Origin of the sequence: Sinorhizobium prairiense (assembly GCF_029201645.2) — a bacterium.
Lineage (GTDB): Bacteria > Pseudomonadota > Alphaproteobacteria > Rhizobiales > Rhizobiaceae > Sinorhizobium > Sinorhizobium meliloti_A.
On the sequence record NZ_CP104131.1, the window covers coordinates 144,977 to 161,377 of the forward strand.

9 protein-coding genes and 1 pseudogene are annotated in these 16,401 nt (G+C 63.6%); 1 reads left to right on the forward strand and 9 read right to left on the reverse strand.

Annotated features, from left to right (window positions below; genetic code table 11):
- Positions 1-25 precede the first annotated feature (25 nt).
- The 9 genes and pseudogenes from N0Q91_RS03365 to N0Q91_RS03405 all read right to left on the reverse strand — a co-directional run bounded on the left by N0Q91_RS03365 (position 26) and on the right by N0Q91_RS03405 (position 15,308).
- Positions 26-1,654 carry an alpha-D-glucose phosphate-specific phosphoglucomutase gene (locus tag N0Q91_RS03365; RefSeq protein ID WP_275597333.1) on the reverse strand — a complete coding sequence of 543 codons (1,629 nt, stop codon included), beginning with the start codon at positions 1,652-1,654 and terminating at the stop codon, positions 26-28.
- A gap of 4 nt (positions 1,655-1,658) precedes the next feature.
- Positions 1,659-3,100, reverse strand: a pseudogene (gene glgA / locus N0Q91_RS03370) (glycogen synthase GlgA).
- Positions 3,101-3,106: 6 nt separating this feature from the next.
- Positions 3,107-4,369 (reverse strand): glucose-1-phosphate adenylyltransferase, encoded by a 1,263-nt coding sequence (gene glgC, locus N0Q91_RS03375; protein ID WP_003533906.1) that lies wholly within the window; start codon positions 4,367-4,369, stop codon positions 3,107-3,109.
- Between the two features lie 112 nt (positions 4,370-4,481).
- On the reverse strand, positions 4,482-6,692 hold the full coding sequence (gene glgB, locus N0Q91_RS03380) for a 1,4-alpha-glucan branching protein GlgB (protein ID WP_275597334.1): 2,211 nt from the start codon (positions 6,690-6,692) through the stop codon (positions 4,482-4,484).
- The gene (locus N0Q91_RS03385; RefSeq protein WP_345774897.1) at positions 6,689-9,166 is read right to left on the reverse strand and encodes a glycogen/starch/alpha-glucan phosphorylase; all 2,478 of its coding nucleotides are present in this window, start codon (positions 9,164-9,166) and stop codon (positions 6,689-6,691) included. The genes glgB and N0Q91_RS03385 overlap by 4 nt, the downstream gene beginning before the upstream one ends.
- 198 nt (positions 9,167-9,364) lie before the next feature.
- The gene (locus tag N0Q91_RS03390; protein WP_275597336.1) at positions 9,365-10,624 is read right to left on the reverse strand and encodes a vWA domain-containing protein; all 1,260 of its coding nucleotides are present in this window, start codon (positions 10,622-10,624) and stop codon (positions 9,365-9,367) included.
- A gap of 176 nt (positions 10,625-10,800) precedes the next feature.
- On the reverse strand, positions 10,801-11,688 hold the full coding sequence (locus N0Q91_RS03395; RefSeq protein ID WP_275597337.1) for a transglutaminase family protein: 888 nt from the start codon (positions 11,686-11,688) through the stop codon (positions 10,801-10,803).
- A gap of 5 nt (positions 11,689-11,693) precedes the next feature.
- Positions 11,694-14,102, reverse strand: a complete 2,409-nt coding sequence (locus tag N0Q91_RS03400; RefSeq protein WP_275597338.1) for a circularly permuted type 2 ATP-grasp protein — start codon at positions 14,100-14,102, stop codon at positions 11,694-11,696.
- 171 nt (positions 14,103-14,273) lie between these two features.
- Positions 14,274-15,308: an aldo/keto reductase gene (locus N0Q91_RS03405; protein WP_275597339.1), complete on the reverse strand. Its 1,035-nt coding sequence runs from the start codon at positions 15,306-15,308 to the stop codon at positions 14,274-14,276.
- A 105-nt stretch (positions 15,309-15,413) separates the two neighbouring features.
- On the opposite strand from N0Q91_RS03405, the gene N0Q91_RS03410 reads away from it, so the two are divergent.
- The gene (locus N0Q91_RS03410) at positions 15,414-16,370 is read left to right on the forward strand and encodes a LysR family transcriptional regulator (protein ID WP_275597340.1); all 957 of its coding nucleotides are present in this window, start codon (positions 15,414-15,416) and stop codon (positions 16,368-16,370) included.
- Positions 16,371-16,401: the final 31 nt, after the last annotated feature.

Consider the following 16,401-nt stretch of genomic DNA (forward strand, 5'->3'; position numbering starts at 1 on the left):
GAAGTGGCGCTTTGGTACAGCACCCTCAGGTGATTACGCTCGGTTGGTCGCGGTTGGTACGCTCCTTGATCTCGGCGATCTCGTCGGCAACGGCGATCAGATCGGCAAGCGCTTCCTGCGTATCGAGATCGTGGCGCGCCGGATCCGGCTCGTAGCGTTCGATATAGACGCGCAGCGTTGCCCCCGACGTCCCCGTGCCCGACAGGCGGTAGACGACGCGGGATCCGCCCTCGAAGAGGATGCGGATGCCCTGGTTCTTGCTGACCGATTTGTCGACCGGATCGTGGTAGGAGAAATCGTCGGCAGTCTCGACCGTGAGCGCGCCGAAGCTCTTGCCGGGCAGCGCGGCGAGCTTGTCGCGGAGCGCGGCAACCAGGCCGTTGGCCGCATCGGTGTCGACCTCTTCGTAGTCGTGCCGGGAATAATAGTTGCGGCCGTAGGTCGCCCAGTGCTTGCGGGCGATTTCGAGTGCGCTTTCCTTGCGCGCGGCGAGGATGTTGAGCCAGAGCAGCACGGCCCAGAGCCCGTCCTTTTCGCGTACATGGTTCGATCCGGTGCCGGCGCTTTCCTCGCCACAGATCGTCGCCAAGCCCTCGTCGAGCAGGTTGCCGAAGAATTTCCAGCCGGTCGGCGTCTCATAGATGCCGATGCCGAGCTTTTCGGCGACACGGTCGGCCGCGCCGCTCGTCGGCATGGAGCGAGCGATCCCGGCAAGTCCCTTGGCATAGCCCGGCGCCAGATGCGCATTGGCGGCAAGCATGGCGAGGCTGTCGGACGGAGTGACGAAGATTCCCTTGCCGATGATCAAATTCCGGTCGCCGTCGCCATCGGACGCGGCGCCGAAATCCGGGGCGTCCGGCGCCATCATCGTCTCGTAGAGCGCTCGGGCGTGAACGAGGTTCGGGTCCGGATGATGGCCGCCGAAGTCGGGCAGCGGTATGAAGTTCATGACCGAGCCCTTCGGGGCGCCGAGCCGTTTTTCGATGATCTCCTTGGCATAGGGCCCGGTGACCGCGCTCATCGCGTCGAACACGACACGGAAGCCGCCGGCGATCAGCTTGCGGATCGCATCGAAGTCGAACAGGCTCTCCATCAATTCGGCGTAATCGGCCACGGGATCGATGACCGTCACGGTCATGTCCTCGACCTGCTGGCTGCCTTCGACATCGAGATTGACGTCCGGCGCGTCGGCGATCTTGTAGCTGTCGATCACCTTGCTTCGGGCGAAGATCGCATCCGTCACCTTTTCGGGAGCCGGGCCGCCATTGCCGACATTGTACTTGATGCCGAAATCCTCGGTCGGCCCGCCGGGATTGTGGCTTGCCGAAAGCACGATGCCCCCGAAGGCCTTGTATTTGCGGATGATATTGGATGCGGCTGGCGTCGAGAGGATGCCGCCGCGGCCGACGAGCACGCGGCCGAAGCCGTTCGCCGCCGCCATCTTGACGGCTTTCTGGATGACCTCGCGGTTGTAATAGCGGCCGTCGCCGCCGATCACCAGCGTCTGGCCTTCGAAGCCCTCGAGCGAGTCGAAAATCGACTGGATGAAGTTCTCGGCATAGTTCTTCTGCTGGAATACCGGGACCTTCTTGCGCAGGCCCGAGGTGCCGGGTTTCTGGTCCCCATAGGGGTTGGTCGAGACGGTTCTTGTCATCTGTTTAGCCTTTCGCGAGAAGAGCGGAGTAAAGCGAGACGTAGCGTTCCGCGCTTTTGGCCCAGGAAACGTCGGATTTCATGCCCTGGTTCTGCAGGCGTGCCCAGAGCTTGGGTTCATTGTATGCGCGCAGGACGCGCCGGATCGCAAGTTTTAGCCCGTCGGTGGTCACCGGCAGGAAATGAAAGCCGGTCGCGCACTTCGCAGACAGCGCCGCCTCGTTGGCGTCGATGATCGTGTCGGTGAGACCGCCGGTGCGGGCCACGACCGGAACGCAACCATAGCGCAGGCCATAGAGCTGCGTCAGGCCGCAAGGCTCGAAACGCGAGGGAATGAGGATCGCATCGGCGCCCGCCTGCATGAGATGCGACAGCGGCTCGTCATAACCGGTCACCATGCCGATATGCCCGCGGTGGCGCGACGCGGCTGCCATAAGCGCGCTTTCCAGCGCCGGATCGCCGGAGCCAAGCACGACGAGCTTGCCGCCGAGAGCCACGATATCGTCGGCGGCTTCGGCGACGAGGTCCATGCCCTTCTGCCAGGTGAGGCGGCTGATGACGCAGAAGATCGGCCCCGGACCTTTTTCGAGGCCGAAACGCTCTTCCAGCGCCTTGCGGTTGCCGGCGCGCCGTTTGAGCGTGCCGGGCCCGTAATGCGCCGGAAGGTGTGGGTCCGTCTGCGGGTCCCACGTGTCTCCGTCGATGCCGTTGACGATGCCCGTCAGGTCCGCGACACGGCTCGACAGGAGCCCGTCAAGACCCATGCCGAATTCGGGCGTCAGGATTTCCTGCGCGTATGAAGGGCTGACCGTCGTGATTGCGCTTGCCGTCTGAAGGCCGCCTTTGAGGAAGCCGACATCTCCATAATATTCGACGAATTGCGTGGAGAAGGCATCCGGCGGCAGCGCCAGTTCCGGGAACACCGAGGCGCCGAACTGACCCTGAAAGGCGATGTTGTGGATCGTCATCACCGTCGGCAGGTCCGGCGCCGGGCCGAAGCGCATATAGACGGGGGTGAGCGCCGTCTGCCAGTCGTGGACGTGAACGATGTCCGGCTTCCAGTTGGAGATGATGCCGTTCCCCGCGATCTCCGCAGCCGCCAGCGAGAGCGCGGCGAAGCGCCGGAAATTATCGGGATAATCCCGCCCGGTCGAATCAAGATAAGGGCCACCGTCCCGGGCATAGAGAGCGGGCTGGTCGAGGACCAGCAGGTCCATCCCGTTGACCTCGGCGGCAAGCACCGTGGCTGGATGGCCGAAGAGGTTGTCGAAGCGGCCGACCGTTTTTTCTTCTTCAGCTTCTTCAGCACCGAGGGATAGCCGGGCACCAGCGTGCGCGTCCGCACACCATGCGGGAGAAGTGCGGAGGGCAGCGCGCCGACGACATCGGCGAGGCCCCCCGTCTTCACCAGCGGGTAGACTTCGGACGCAACTGACAGGATGTTCATACGCGGCTACATTCCCAGCTTGTCGATCATCGTTTGCGTGATCAGGCAAACGCCGCTCTCCGTGCGGCGGAAGCGTTTAGCATCGAGTTCCGGATCGTCACCGACGACCAGGCCCTCCGGAATGACGACGCGGCTGTCGATGACGACATTGCGCAGAATCGAATGCCGACCGATCGTCACGTCGGGGAGAACTACGGCATTTTCGAGTCTGGAGTATGAATTCACCCGGACGCCGGTGAACAACAGGCTCCTGTTGAGAGCGGCACCCGAGATGATGCAATCGCCCGATACGAGCGAGGACGTGGCCGAGCCGCGGCGGTTCTCGTCGTCATGGACGAATTTGGCCGGCGGCTTGATTTCAGAGAAGGTCCAGATCGGCCAGGTGCTGTCGTAAATGTCGAGCTCGGGCGTGATATGGGTGAGATCGATATTGGCCTGCCAATAGGCGTCGATGGTGCCGACGTCGCGCCAATAGGCCTCGCGCTCGAAGTCGGATCGGACGCAGGAATGGGTGAAGCGGTGGGCCACCGCTTTGCCGTGTTCGACGATGTAGGGAATGATGTCCTTGCCGAAGTCGCGGCTCGATTTGGGATCGGCGGCATCCCGACGCAGCATGTCCATCAGGAATTTCGTGTGGAACACGTAGATGCCCATGGACGCGAGTGCCATGTCCGGATTGCCGGGGATCCCCGGCGGATCGGCCGGCTTTTCGACGAAGGCGATGATGCGGTCCGCATTGTCCACATGCATGACGCCGAAGCCCGTCGCCTCCATGCGCGGCACCTCCAGGCAGCCGACGGTCACGTCGGCGCCCGAATCGACGTGCTGCTGCAGCATCAGTTCGTAGTCCATCTTGTAGACGTGGTCGCCGGCGAGAATCACCATGTATTCGACGCCATGGTCCTCGATGATGTCGATGTTCTGATAGACCGCGTCGGCGGTGCCTTCGTACCACTGCGTTTCGGAGACACGCTGGCTCGCCGGCAGGATATCGAAGCTCTCGTTACGCTCCGGCCGGAAGAAGTTCCAGCCGCGCTGGAGGTGCCGGATCAACGAGTGGGCCTTGTACTGCGTGGCGACGCCGATGCGCCGGATGCCGGAATTCAGCGCATTTGAAAGCGCGAAATCGATGATCCGCGCCTTTCCGCCGAAATAGACGGCAGGTTTCGCACGCCGGTCGGTGAGTTCCTTGAGCCGGCTGCCGCGGCCGCCGGCGAGAACATAGGCCATGGCATCACGGGCCAGGGGTTGCGTACGTTTTTCCACCATTTTTCCTCCCCAAAATCATTTCGGGGACTGCTTGGCGTCTCTTCGACGCCTCGCGCCCAAACGATTTCCTCCTGTTCCGCCCGTCGAGCCAGTCCCCGTCGGGCGGGACGCTCTAATCCTGCTCCAGCATCAGCGTCGCCAGAGGCGGCAGCGTGATGGTGGCGATTGTCTCTCCGTTCGCTCTCTTCTCTGCCTGGACCGCGCCGCCGTTGCCCTTGCCACTGCCTCCATAGATTTCCGCGTCGGTGTTGAGAACTTCCTTCCAGCGCCCTGCCACGGGAAGCGGTATGTCGTAATGCTCCCGGTAAACCGGAGTGAAGTTGGTGACGACGGCGACCAGCTTTTCTCCGGGCGCCTTCCTGAGCCAGGCGAAGACGGAATTTTCGCGGTCGTCGGCAATCAGCCATTCGAAGCCGTCGCCCTCGCAGTCGCGCGCATGCAGCGCCGGCTTCGAGCGATAGGTGCCGTTCAGGTCGCGCACCAGACGGCGCATCCCCTCATGCAGATTGTATTCGAGCAGATTCCAGTCGAGGCCGCGGTCCTCGGACCACTCGCGCCATTGGGCGAATTCCTGTCCCATGAAAAGGAGCTTCTTACCGGGATAACCCCACATGAAGCCGTAATAGGCCCGGAGATTGGCGAATTTCTGCCAGTCGTCGCCGGCCATCTTGGCGATCAGCGACCCCTTGCCGTGGACGACCTCGTCATGGGAAAGCGGCAGCACGAAATTCTCGCTGAAGGCGTAGAGCAGCCCGAAGGTCATGTCGTTGTGGTGGAACTTCCGGTGCACGGGCTCGCGCGAGAGATATTGCAGCGTGTCGTGCATGAAACCCATGTTCCACTTGAAGCCGAAGCCGAGCCCGCCCGCATGCACCGGGTGCGAGACCTTCGGCCAGGACGTCGATTCCTCGGCGATGGTCAGTACGCCCTGGTGAATGCCGTAGATGCGGGTGTTCAACGTCTGCAGGAAACGCACGGCCTCGAGATTTTCGTTGCCGCCATATTCGTTCGGCACCCATTCGTCATGCTTGCGCGAATAGTCGAGATAGAGCATCGAGGCGACCGCATCGACGCGCAGGCCGTCGACATGGAATTTTTCCGCCCAGTAAAGAGCGTTGTTGACCAGAAAGGCGACGACCTCCTGACGGCCGAAATTGTAGATTGCCGTGTTCCAGTCGGGATGGAAACCCTGGCGCGGATCCGCATGCTCGTAAAGCGCGGTGCCGTCGAACCAGCGAAGCCCGTGTTCGTCGGTCGGAAAATGCGCCGGCACCCAGTCGAGGATGACACCGATCCCCACCTTATGGCAGCCGTTGACGAAACGGGCAAAGCCCTCCGGCTCGCCGAAGCGTGCGGTCGGCGCATAGAGACCCGTGGTCTGATAGCCCCAGGACGGATCATAGGGATATTCCGAAATGGGCAGGAACTCGATGTGCGTGAAGCCCATATCGACGCAATAGGGGATCAGCCTTTCCGCCAGTTCGTCCCAGGTGAGCATGTCGCCATTGTCGCGGCGCTGCCATGAGGCGGCATGGACCTCGTAGATCGAGATCGGTTGGCGGCGCGGATCGATCTCGGCCCAATGACGACGATGCGCCTCGTCCTCCCAGTCCTGGGCGATCTCGCCTGCGGTCATCGAAGCCGTGTCGGGCCTGAGCTCCGAGCGTCGGGCAAAGGGGTCGGCCTTCAACGGCAGCAGCGTGCCATTGCTGTCGACGATTTCGTATTTATAGGGCGTGCCTACGGGCACGCCGGGAATGAAGATCTCCCAGATGCCCGTGTCGGCGCGCAGGCGCATGACGTGCCGGCGTCCGTCCCAGTCGTTGAAACTGCCGACCACGGACACGCGGCGGGCGTTCGGCGCCCAGACGGCGAAGTGAAAGCCTTCGGCGCCGTCATGGCTGATCGGGTGCGCGCCCATCTTGTCGAAGAGGCGAAGATGCGAGCCCTCGCGGATATAATAGTCGTCCATCGGCCCGAGCACGGGGCCGAAGCTGTAGGGATCGATGACGGTCCACTCGCCGCCGTCGTTGCGGGCGCGGTAGCGGATGGGCTGCTCCTTGCGCAGCGCCACCGGACCCTCGAAGAAACCGGCCTCGTCGCGCCGCTCGAGCGTGCCGAGTTCCTTGCCGCTGAGCGTTTCCGCGACCACCGTGTCCGCGCCCGGCACGAAGCACCGGGCGACATAGGTCTTGCCGGCGGCATGAACGCCAAGGACGGAGAAGGGGTCGCTGTGGGTACCGGAAAGTATTGCCGCGATTTCCGGCGCTGGCAGCATGCCTGACGGGGCGGGGGCTGGGTCCTTGCCGGGCGGAACCGTCATCCGGCTCTCCAGATCTCTCCGGCATATTGCCGGATCGTGCGATCGGACGAGAACCAGCCCATGCGGGCGGTGTTGCGGACCGCCTTCAAATACCAGGCGGACGGGGTGGTCCAGAGCTGGTCGATCTCGCGCTGGGCCTTGGCATAGGCCTCGAAATCGGCTGCAACCATGAACCAGTCGTGGTTGTAGAGACCGTCCACGAGGCCGGAGAAGCGATTGCGGTCGTCGGGCGAGAAGACGCCGGAAGCGATCGCATCGAGCGCCTGCGAGAGTTCGCGCGAATTTTCGATGACGGCGCGCGGATTGTGTCCTTCCGCTCGCGCCTTGCCCACCTCCTCGGCGGTCATGCCGAAGATCTTGATGTTTTCCTCACCGATCCAGTCGCGCATTTCGACATTGGCGCCATCGAGCGTGCCGATGGTCAGCGCTCCGTTGAGCGCGAACTTCATGTTGCCGGTGCCCGAGGCTTCCATGCCCGCCGTCGAGATCTGCTCGGAGAGATCGGCCGCCGGCACCATCACTTCCGCAAGCGACACATTGTAGTTGGGGACGAAGACGACCTTCAAGAGCCCGCGGACGGCCGGATCGTTGTTGATGACGCGGGCGATGTCATTGGCAAGTTTGATGATCAGCTTGGCGTTATGATAGCTCGGTGCCGCCTTGCCGGCGAAGAGCTTGACGCGCGGCACCCAGTCGAGCTCCGGATGGGAGCGGATCTGGTCGTAAAGCGCCACCGCTTCGATGAGGTTCAGCAGCTGCCGCTTGTATTCGTGGATTCGCTTGATCTGGATGTCGAACATCGCCGAGGGATCGATCCGGATGCCGAGATTCGCCTGGACCAGCTTTGCCAGCCGCACCTTGTTGGCGCGCTTGACGGCTGCGAAGTGCTCCTGGAAATCCGCCTTGTCGGCAAAGGCGTCGAGGGCCTGAAGCGCCTCGGTATTGTCCATGAACTCGTCGCCGATCGCCTCCCGGATCAAGCCGAAAAGACCCGGATTGCACTGCATCAGCCACCGGCGCGGGGTGATGCCGTTTGTCTTGTTGTTGATGCGGTCCGGATAGAGCCCGTGAAGGTCGGCGAAGACCGTTTCCTTCATCAGTTCGGTGTGGAGAGCCGATACGCCGTTGATCGAGTGCGAGCCGACGAAAGCGAGATTGCCCATGCGCACGCGCCGGTCGCCCGTTTCGTCGATCAGCGAGATGTTGCGGATCGCCTCGTCCGTCGCGTGCCTCTCCCGGCGTGCCTCGATCAGGATCTTGGCGTTGATGGCGTAGACGATCTGCATGTGGCGCGGCAGCAACCGCTCGAAGAGGGGAACGGGCCAGCTCTCGAGCGCCTCGGGCAGCAGCGTGTGGTTCGTATAGGAGAAGGTCCGCCGAGAAATGTCCCAGGCCTGTTCGAAATCGAGCCCGTGGACATCGGTCAAGAGACGCACCAGCTCGGCGACGGAGACTGCCGGATGCGTATCGTTGAGCTGGATGGCGACGGCGTCCGGCAGCGACGTGAAGTCCGGATATTGCTGCAGATGACGGCGCAGGATGTCCTGGAGCGAGGCGGAGGAGAAGAAATATTCCTGCCGGAGCCTGAGTTCCTGGCCGGCCGGAGTGGCGTCGGCCGGATAGAGCACGCGCGTCAGGCTTTCCGCCTTGTTGCTTTCGCGCAGAGCCCCGATATGGTCGCCGGCATTGAAGGCGTCGAGCAGGATGGGGTCGATCGGCTGCGCGGCCCAGAGGCGAAGCGTGTTGACGCGCGTTGCCCGCCATCCCACGGCCGGCGTGTCGAAGGCAGTGGCGATAACGCGCTCGGCCGGCTTCCACACGTAGCGCTGCACTTCCTCGTCGATGTTGACCGTTTCGACGCTGCCGCCGAAGCCGATCTCGTAGGAGCTTTCACGGCGCTCGAATTCCCAGGGGTTGCCGTGAGCGAGCCAGGTCTCCGGCAGCTCGACCTGCCAGCCGTCGGCCATCTGCTGACGGAAAAGGCCGTGCATGTAGCGTATGCCATAGCCGTATGCAGGCACGTCGACGGTCGCCATGGATTCCATGAAGCAGGCGGCGAGGCGGCCGAGACCGCCATTGCCGAGTGCCGCATCCGGCTCCAGAGCCGCAACCACGTCGATGTCGACGCCGAGCGAGGCGAGCGCATCGCGCATCTCGTCCATGAGGCCGAGATTCGTCATCGCGTCGCGCATCATACGGCCGATGAGGAACTCGAGCGACATGTAGTAGACGCGCTTGGCGCCGGTCGAATAGGTCTTGCGGGTGGAGTCCATCCATTTGTCGGTGATGCGGTCACGCGCCACGAGGATGGCGGCCGTCAGCCAGTCGTGCGGCTTGGCGACTTTCGGGTCCTTGCCGATGCGGTATTTCAGACGCTCGAGGATCTCGACTGCAAGCTGGCTGGGTTCCGAGGATCTGAGGGCGGGTTGCGGCAGTTCGGTGGTTGAGAGCCGAGTCATCATGAGAACTGTCATACCCTTATTGCATTTCGGAAAGCCCCAGGTCGGAACCGACCAGGTTCAAGGGCAATTTATGCATCGATCCGAAGCGCTTGCAACAGGTGTTTTTAAAAGGATTAAAACAGCAGATGCTTGTCAGCCCCCGCTTCCGGCAGCAGTTGAACATCAAGGCCGCCCGGCAGGACCGGGCGGCACTTCAGCGGGACGCCCGGGTCATTTCGTCAGGCGGGAAGCCAGTGCAGAGGCGCGTTCGCCGATCGCCTTGAAGGCGGCGACCAGATCGGACGCCTCGTCCGCTTCGAAATAATGCGAGGAGGACGAGGCGCAGTATTTCAGCAGCTTCTGGCCGCGGTCCGGCGCCATGAAAGCTACGCTGTAGATCTGAACCTTGCTCGCCTTGGCCGTGTCGCACCATTGTTTGGTGACGGTATCGTCATTGGCGTAGTTGTTTTCGCCGTCGGTCATGAAGACGATGTACTTCGTCGGCACCTGTCCGTTCCTGGCGCCGTGCGCGCTGTCTTCGGTCAGGGCTGTCACCTTCTGGTAGGCGGTCTTGAAGGCGCTGCCGGAGGCAGTTCCGCCCGTTGCCACGAGGGCGTTGACATAGTCGGCTGCACCCTTCGTGCCCCAGGAGAGACCGCTCGCCGTGTCCTGAGCGGAGTTGTAGGAAACCGCGCCGGTACGGACATAGATCGATTCCGGGTCCGCCGTCACAAGCTGGCGAAGGAGGTCGGCGACGGCTGCCTTCAAGGCGTCGACCTTGGTGACGTAGCAGGGGCTGGTCGCCTTCAGGTCCGGATACGTGCTCCAGTTCGCTTCCGTGTAGTTTTGGCATTTCGCCTTTGCCGTGTTGACCGTGTTGGTCTTCCACGCCATCGAACCGGAGCGGTCGAGCACCAGATACATGGACAGGGCGTTCTTGCTCTCCGTTGCGCTCTCGGCGGTCGACTGAGTTTCGATCTCGACCGACTCCTGGCCGAGCAAGCGTGTCATCGCATTGAGCTGGAGGCGGTGTTTGTTGGCGACCGTGACCTGGAACGACATCCCCTTCGCGCCGTTCGCCGTCGCGGCGATATTGATCTCCGTCGTGTTGATGTCGTCCCATTGTGGTGCGGCGGCCGCCGGTCCCTCGCTCTCCGAAGCCTGGCGGGTGCCAACCTGCTGTTCCTCGCCCGGCATGTCCGTCGCGGAGGCCACTGCCGTCTGGGTCTTCAGGAACTTGCGTGCGATCGCCTTCGCTTCTTCGATGTCCGGTTTCGCATCGGATACGAGCGCGGAAGCCGCCGCGAGCGCTGCCGCGTCGGTTGCGTCCTGAAGCTGGTTCTTTGTCATCAGCATGTTGGCGACATCGACGGACACGCCGCCCACGGCCAGGAGCAGTGGCGCGAGCAGCGCCGTCATCATTCCGAAATTGCCGCCCCGATCGCGCAGCATCGCCAAGAAGGATCGGCTTATGATTGAACGTCTTCGCATCTGTGAACACCCCAGCAAATACATTGCAAGCCCAGGGCGACAATTAGCGGCGATACCTTGCTCTCAAGTTCAGGAAATCGATTGAATTTTAGCGAAGCTCCTGAAAAACCCATGGCTACTAATGGAATTTCGCCCGGTGCGGCCGTGCCGAAGCAGGACATATGTGCCGTTTCGGGTCAGCCGACGGGTACGACGTCGACGGCCTGCTCCGTCGTGTGACGGCCGTAGCCCTTCAGCACCCCGATCACAGGGGCGACATCGCCGTAGTCGCGGCCATGGCCGACGACGATGTGGTCGATGCCGGCCGGAATATTGTTGGTAGGATCAAGCTCCATCCAGCCGCCCGTGGTGCCGCACCAGAAGCGGACCCAGGCATGCATCGCGTCGGCGCCTTCCAGCCGGTCCCGGCCCGGCGGCGGCAGGGTTCTCAGGAACCCGCTGACATAGCCGGCGGGGATCCCGAGGCTGCGCAGCGCCACGATCATCACATGGGCGAAGTCCTGGCAGACGCCGCGCTTCAGCTCGAAGGCCTCGCCGGGGGTGGTGCTCACGGTGGTCGCGGCGGGGTCGTAGGCGAAGTCGCGGTGGATGCGATCGCAGACGGCGGCTCCGATCTGCTCGACCGTCATAGCGTTGCCGGCGATCGCGCGGGCATAGGCGGCGATCTCCGGCACGGCGGGAAGGAGCGGGCTCGGACCCAGGAAATGATGTGGGGATTCGGAGTCGACCGACCAGCAGGCGGCAAGCTCGGACGCAAGACTGCCGAGCGGAGGCGAGAGGTCGGCCGTGAGCGCCGGCGCCTCGGCCTGGACACGCGCCTGCATCCGCATGACGAGATGGTCATGCACGGAGCGGAACAGGATCGACGTCGTGTGATTGGCGAAGAAATCCTTGCCTTCCCGGCGTTCGAAGGGCACCGGCTGGCAAGTCACGGATCCGGCTACAAGACGTTGCCGCCCGGGAATGGATACCGGCAGGACACGTAAGAGATGTCTTCCGCCGCTTACCGGAGCTTCGTAACCGTAGGTGATCTTCAGGCTGATGTCGTAGAGCACGGCAGCCATCTCCTTCAGCCGAGATAGGTCTGCGCCAGCAGTTCGGACAGCCGTTCGAGATCCTGCATCAGGCGCCTGTAGACGGCCATATCCATCTGCTCCGGCGTCATGATCGCAAGCCCGGAATGAAGCCGCATCGTCTCGCGATAGAACGGTGACATCTGCCCGTTGACGAAGGCATTCGGCAGAAGCTCGACCTCTTTCTTGATCTCGTTGAGCTGATAAAGCACCGAGCGCGGATTGAGCGGATCGAGCGCCAGAAGGTCGGTGACCGTCGGTGCCGCCGTGTTGACGTTGTAGCGCCGGCGGTGCGTCATGACGCTGTCGCCGATCTCCAGCAGCATGTCATAGGCGCCGTCGGGAGCCTCCGGGCCGGACATGTGGCCGAGCAGTCCCGTCATATGCAGGCCGCGTTCGAGATAGCGTCCGATCGACAGGAACCGCCATCCCGTGAAGCGATACATGTTTTCGTGCACCAGGCCCGCGAAGCCGGCGAGTTTTCGCAAAAGGACCGTCATCGCGTGCGTGGCGTCGTCGCCCGCCTGAACGGTCGCGTGGAACTTCCGCGCCGTTCTGGAGAGGTCGTTGAGCGCGAGCCACCCGTCCGGCGAGAAGCGGTCGCGGATGTTCCCGGCGCTGAAAAGGGCGCTGTCGATACTGGAAAGCAGGCTGTCCGGTACCGGCTCTCCGGTGTTGATTCCGAGTACGGCGAGGTAGTCGCTCACGTCCTTCAGGAGCGGCATGTTCGCATCGGCGGATTCGGCGAAACGCCCGTGCCAGGCGCGCAGAACCCGAAGGGCGCCTTCCGCCCTTTCTATATAGCGGCCGAGCCAGAAGAGGTTGTCCGCAGCCCGGCTGGGCAGGCTGCCGGGCAGGTTTCGGGTGAAGCTCTCCTCCGCCGGAAGCAAGGTCGTGCGGTCAACGGGCTTGCCGCTCACGATCCAGACGTCGGCGGCAGTGCCGCCGGCCTGCATCGCTATTGCCGCCACGTCATCGCCGGAGCCGATGCGAGCGAAGCCGCCCGGCATGATCTGCCAGCCGTCGCGCGTGCGCGCGGCAAACACCCGGAGGCTCATCGGTCGAGGTGTGAGCCGGCCAAGCACCCAGGCCGGCGTCGTCGACAGCGTAACGGCCTCCTGGCCCACCAGCTTGCCGCCGTCCGCGGCCAGCCATTCGCCGACGGAGGTCCCGGCGCTTTCGCGGAAGGAGGCGCCGAGTACCGACTGGCCTTCGTCGTCGAAGAAGGGCCGCGTCGAATAGGCCGGGCCGATGACCATGCGCTCGATATTGCCGGCGACATGCCGCCGTTCGGCTTCCTGTCCGCACCACCAGGTGGCGATCGACGGCAGCTTCTGCTCCTCGCCGAGCAGATGACGGCAGATCGCCGGCATGAAAGCCAGGAAGGCACGCGTTTCCAGGATACCGGATCCGAGTGCATTGACGATCGAAACGGAGCCGGCCCTCAGCGCCTCGACGATACCCGGGGTGCCGATATGCGAGGATCGATTGAGTTCCAGCGGATCGGCAAACGATGCGTCGAGGCGGCGCCAGAGCACACCGACGGGTTTCAGGCCGGCCACCGTGCGCACCATGACCCGTCCCCCGACAACCGTCAGATCTTCGCCCTCGAGCAGCATGAAACCGAGATAGCGGGCAATGTAGGCATGCTCGAAATAGGTCTCGTTGGCGAAGCCCGGCGAGAGCACGGCAATGCGGTCGTCCGCATGCTGCTTGTGCCCCTGCAGCGTGTCGCGGAAGGCCCCGAAGAATCCAGCCAGGCGATGGACATGGCTTTCTGCATAGAGGTCGGAAAAGGCGCGCGTCGTCGCCACCCGGTTCTCGAGCGCAAAGCCGGCGCCGGAGGGTGCCTCGGTCCGGTCGGAAAGCACCCACCAGTTTCCGTCGGGGCCGCGTCCGATCTCGAAGGAGCAGAAGTGCAGAAAATGTCCGTTCGCCGGTTCGAGACCGACCATCGGGCGCAGGAACTCCGGATTGGAAGCGATGAGCGCGGGGGGCAGAAGGCCGGCCTTGACCAGCCGGTTCTCACCATAGACGTCGGCAAGCACCCGCTCGAGCAGTTCGGCCCGCTGAACGAGGCCGGCGGAAACCGTGGCCCATTCCGCCTCGTCGATCAACACGGGAATGTGCGAAAGCGGCCAGCCGCGCTCGGAATTCTCCTTGCCGTAGGCGCGATAGAAGACTCCGGCATCGCGCAGATACCGGTCCGCGCGGGCGAAGCGGTTGGCAAGATCCGTCTCGTCCATGCGGCCGAGCGTCGCGAGCAGTCGCTGCCATACCGGCCGGACGTTGCCGCGCGCGTCGAGCATTTCGTCGGCGACGCCGGGCAAGGCGCGATAGCCAAAGGCCGGGCCGCCCTCGATTCGGCTCATCTGTTCCGGCCCTGCCGCCTGCCTCTTCGCCATTCCAACTCCTGCCGGACGCCCCGCTCGCGCAACATCATCGGCTGAACCGCCGATTTCGATTCGACCATGTATCACAAATATGGAATGTTTCGCTGGCGAAGCTTTCGGCAGATGGCCGGCAGGCCCGTTTGGAGCTGCCGGCTTCGCCGCTTGCGTGCATGTCCCGTTTCTTCAGACGACCGGCGGGTTGATCCGCGCGAAGCCCTCCTGCCGGTAATAGGGGAAGTAAGGGTAGGGGGCGGTCGTCGCACTCGCCGCGTCGAGCCGGGCAACCGCCTCGGCGGTGAGCGACCAGCCGACGGCGCCGAGGTTCTGTCTGAGCTGCTCTTCATTGCGCGCGCCGATAATGACACTCGAAACGGTCGGGCGCTGGAGAAGCCAATTGATGGCGATTTGCGGAACGGTCTTGCCGGTTTCCTGCGCGATGGCATGGAGAACCTCAACGACGTCGTAGAGCTTTTCCTCGTCGACCGGCGGCCCGAAGGCGGCGGTGTCGTGCAGGCGGCTGCCCTCGGGCCAGGGCTCGCCGCGGCGGATCTTGCCGGTGAGCCGCCCCCAGCCGAGCGGGCTCCAGACGAGTGCGCCGACGCCCTGATCGAGACCGAGCGGCATCAGTTCCCATTCGTAATCGCGGCCGACCAGCGAATAATAGACCTGGTTGGCGACGTAGCGCGGATATCCGTGGCGGTCGGCGGCGGCGAGGGATTTCATCAGCTGCCAGCCGGAAAAATTGGAAACGCCAACATAGCGCAGCTTGCCCGAGCGCACGAGCGTGTCGAGGGTCGACAGCACCTCTTCGACGGGCGTTCCGGCATCGAAGGCGTGCAGTTGCAGCAGGTCGATATAGTCGGTTCCGAGCCGTTTCAGCGCCTTTTCCACACCGCTGATCAGGCGCGAGCGCGACGAGCCGGCGGCGTTCGGTCCTTCGCCGACAGGAAGCGACAGCTTCGTCGACAGAATGACGTCGTCGCGCCGGCCCTTGATCGCGGCGCCAAGAACCTCTTCCGAAGCGCCGTCGGAATAGACGTCTGCCGTGTCGAAAAGATTGACGCCTGCCTCCAGGCAAATATCGACGAGGCGGCGCGCCTCGGACGCATCCGTACTGCCCCAGGCGCCGAAGAGCGGCCCTTTGCCGCCGAAGGTGCCCGCTCCGAAGCTGAGGACCGGTACTTTCAGTCCCGAGGAACCAAGCCGTCGATATTCCATAGCTGCAGCTCCACTCTTGCTCATCAATCAGTCACATGAAGATGGAGCTGTACTCGCTTTGGATATAGACTGTCGCCGGGAATATTATCTGTGAGCTGAATTCATATGTCGAGACCCTCGGTCAATCGCTCGGGCGAAATGGAAATCTTTGCGAAGGCGGTGGAGCTTGGCGGATTTTCGGCTGCCGCCCGCCATTACCGGATGACGCCTTCGGCCGTCAGCAAGCTCGTGCTGCGCCTCGAGGAGCGGCTTGGCGTGAGGCTGGTGAACCGCTCGACGCGAAAGCTGCAGCTGACGCCGGAGGGACATGCATTCTACGACCGCACGGTGCGCATCCTCGCCGATATCGACGAGGCTGAGCGATCTGCATCGGCCGGCGAGAGCCCTGTCGGCCGGGTCCGGCTGAACGTCAACGCATCGTTCGGCACCCACGTCCTGATGCCGCTGGTGCCCGAGTTCCGGGCGCATTTTCCTGCCGTCAGCCTCGACATCGTCATGACCGACGCCGTCGTGGACCTGATGGAGGCGCGCGCGGACGTGGCTGTCCGCGCGGGGCCGCTGAAGAGCTCGACGCTGATTGCGCGCAAGCTCGGGGCGACGCGGATGATGATCGTGGCGGCACCGTCCTACATAGAACGGTACGGAATGCCGTCGTCGATCGAGGAGCTCAAGGAGCATGAGCGGCTCGGCTTCTGCTACGCGCGCGCCGTCGACGGCTGGCCGTTGAGGAGAGGCGGGGAAACGGTGGTGCTGCCGGCCTCAGGGGCGGTACAGGTGAGCGATGGCGAGGGGTTGCGCCAATTGGCGCTTGCCGGCGCCGGGCTGGCACGGCTTGCGGAGTTCACCGTAAGGGAAGACGTCAGCGCCCGGCGGCTCGTGCCGGTTCTGGAAGACCTTAATCCGGGCGATCTCGAGGAGGTTCACGCGGTCTATCTCGGCCAGGGCGGCGCTCTGCCTGCGCGCGTCCGCGCCGTCCTTGATTTCCTCGCCCGCCATGCCCGCGTCACGCCGGGGCAGGACGCGGGCAAGCGCCGGACTTCGCCGGTACCGGCACCGGCATGAGATGATCGCCGGAGCAGGACAGCGGCGAAGA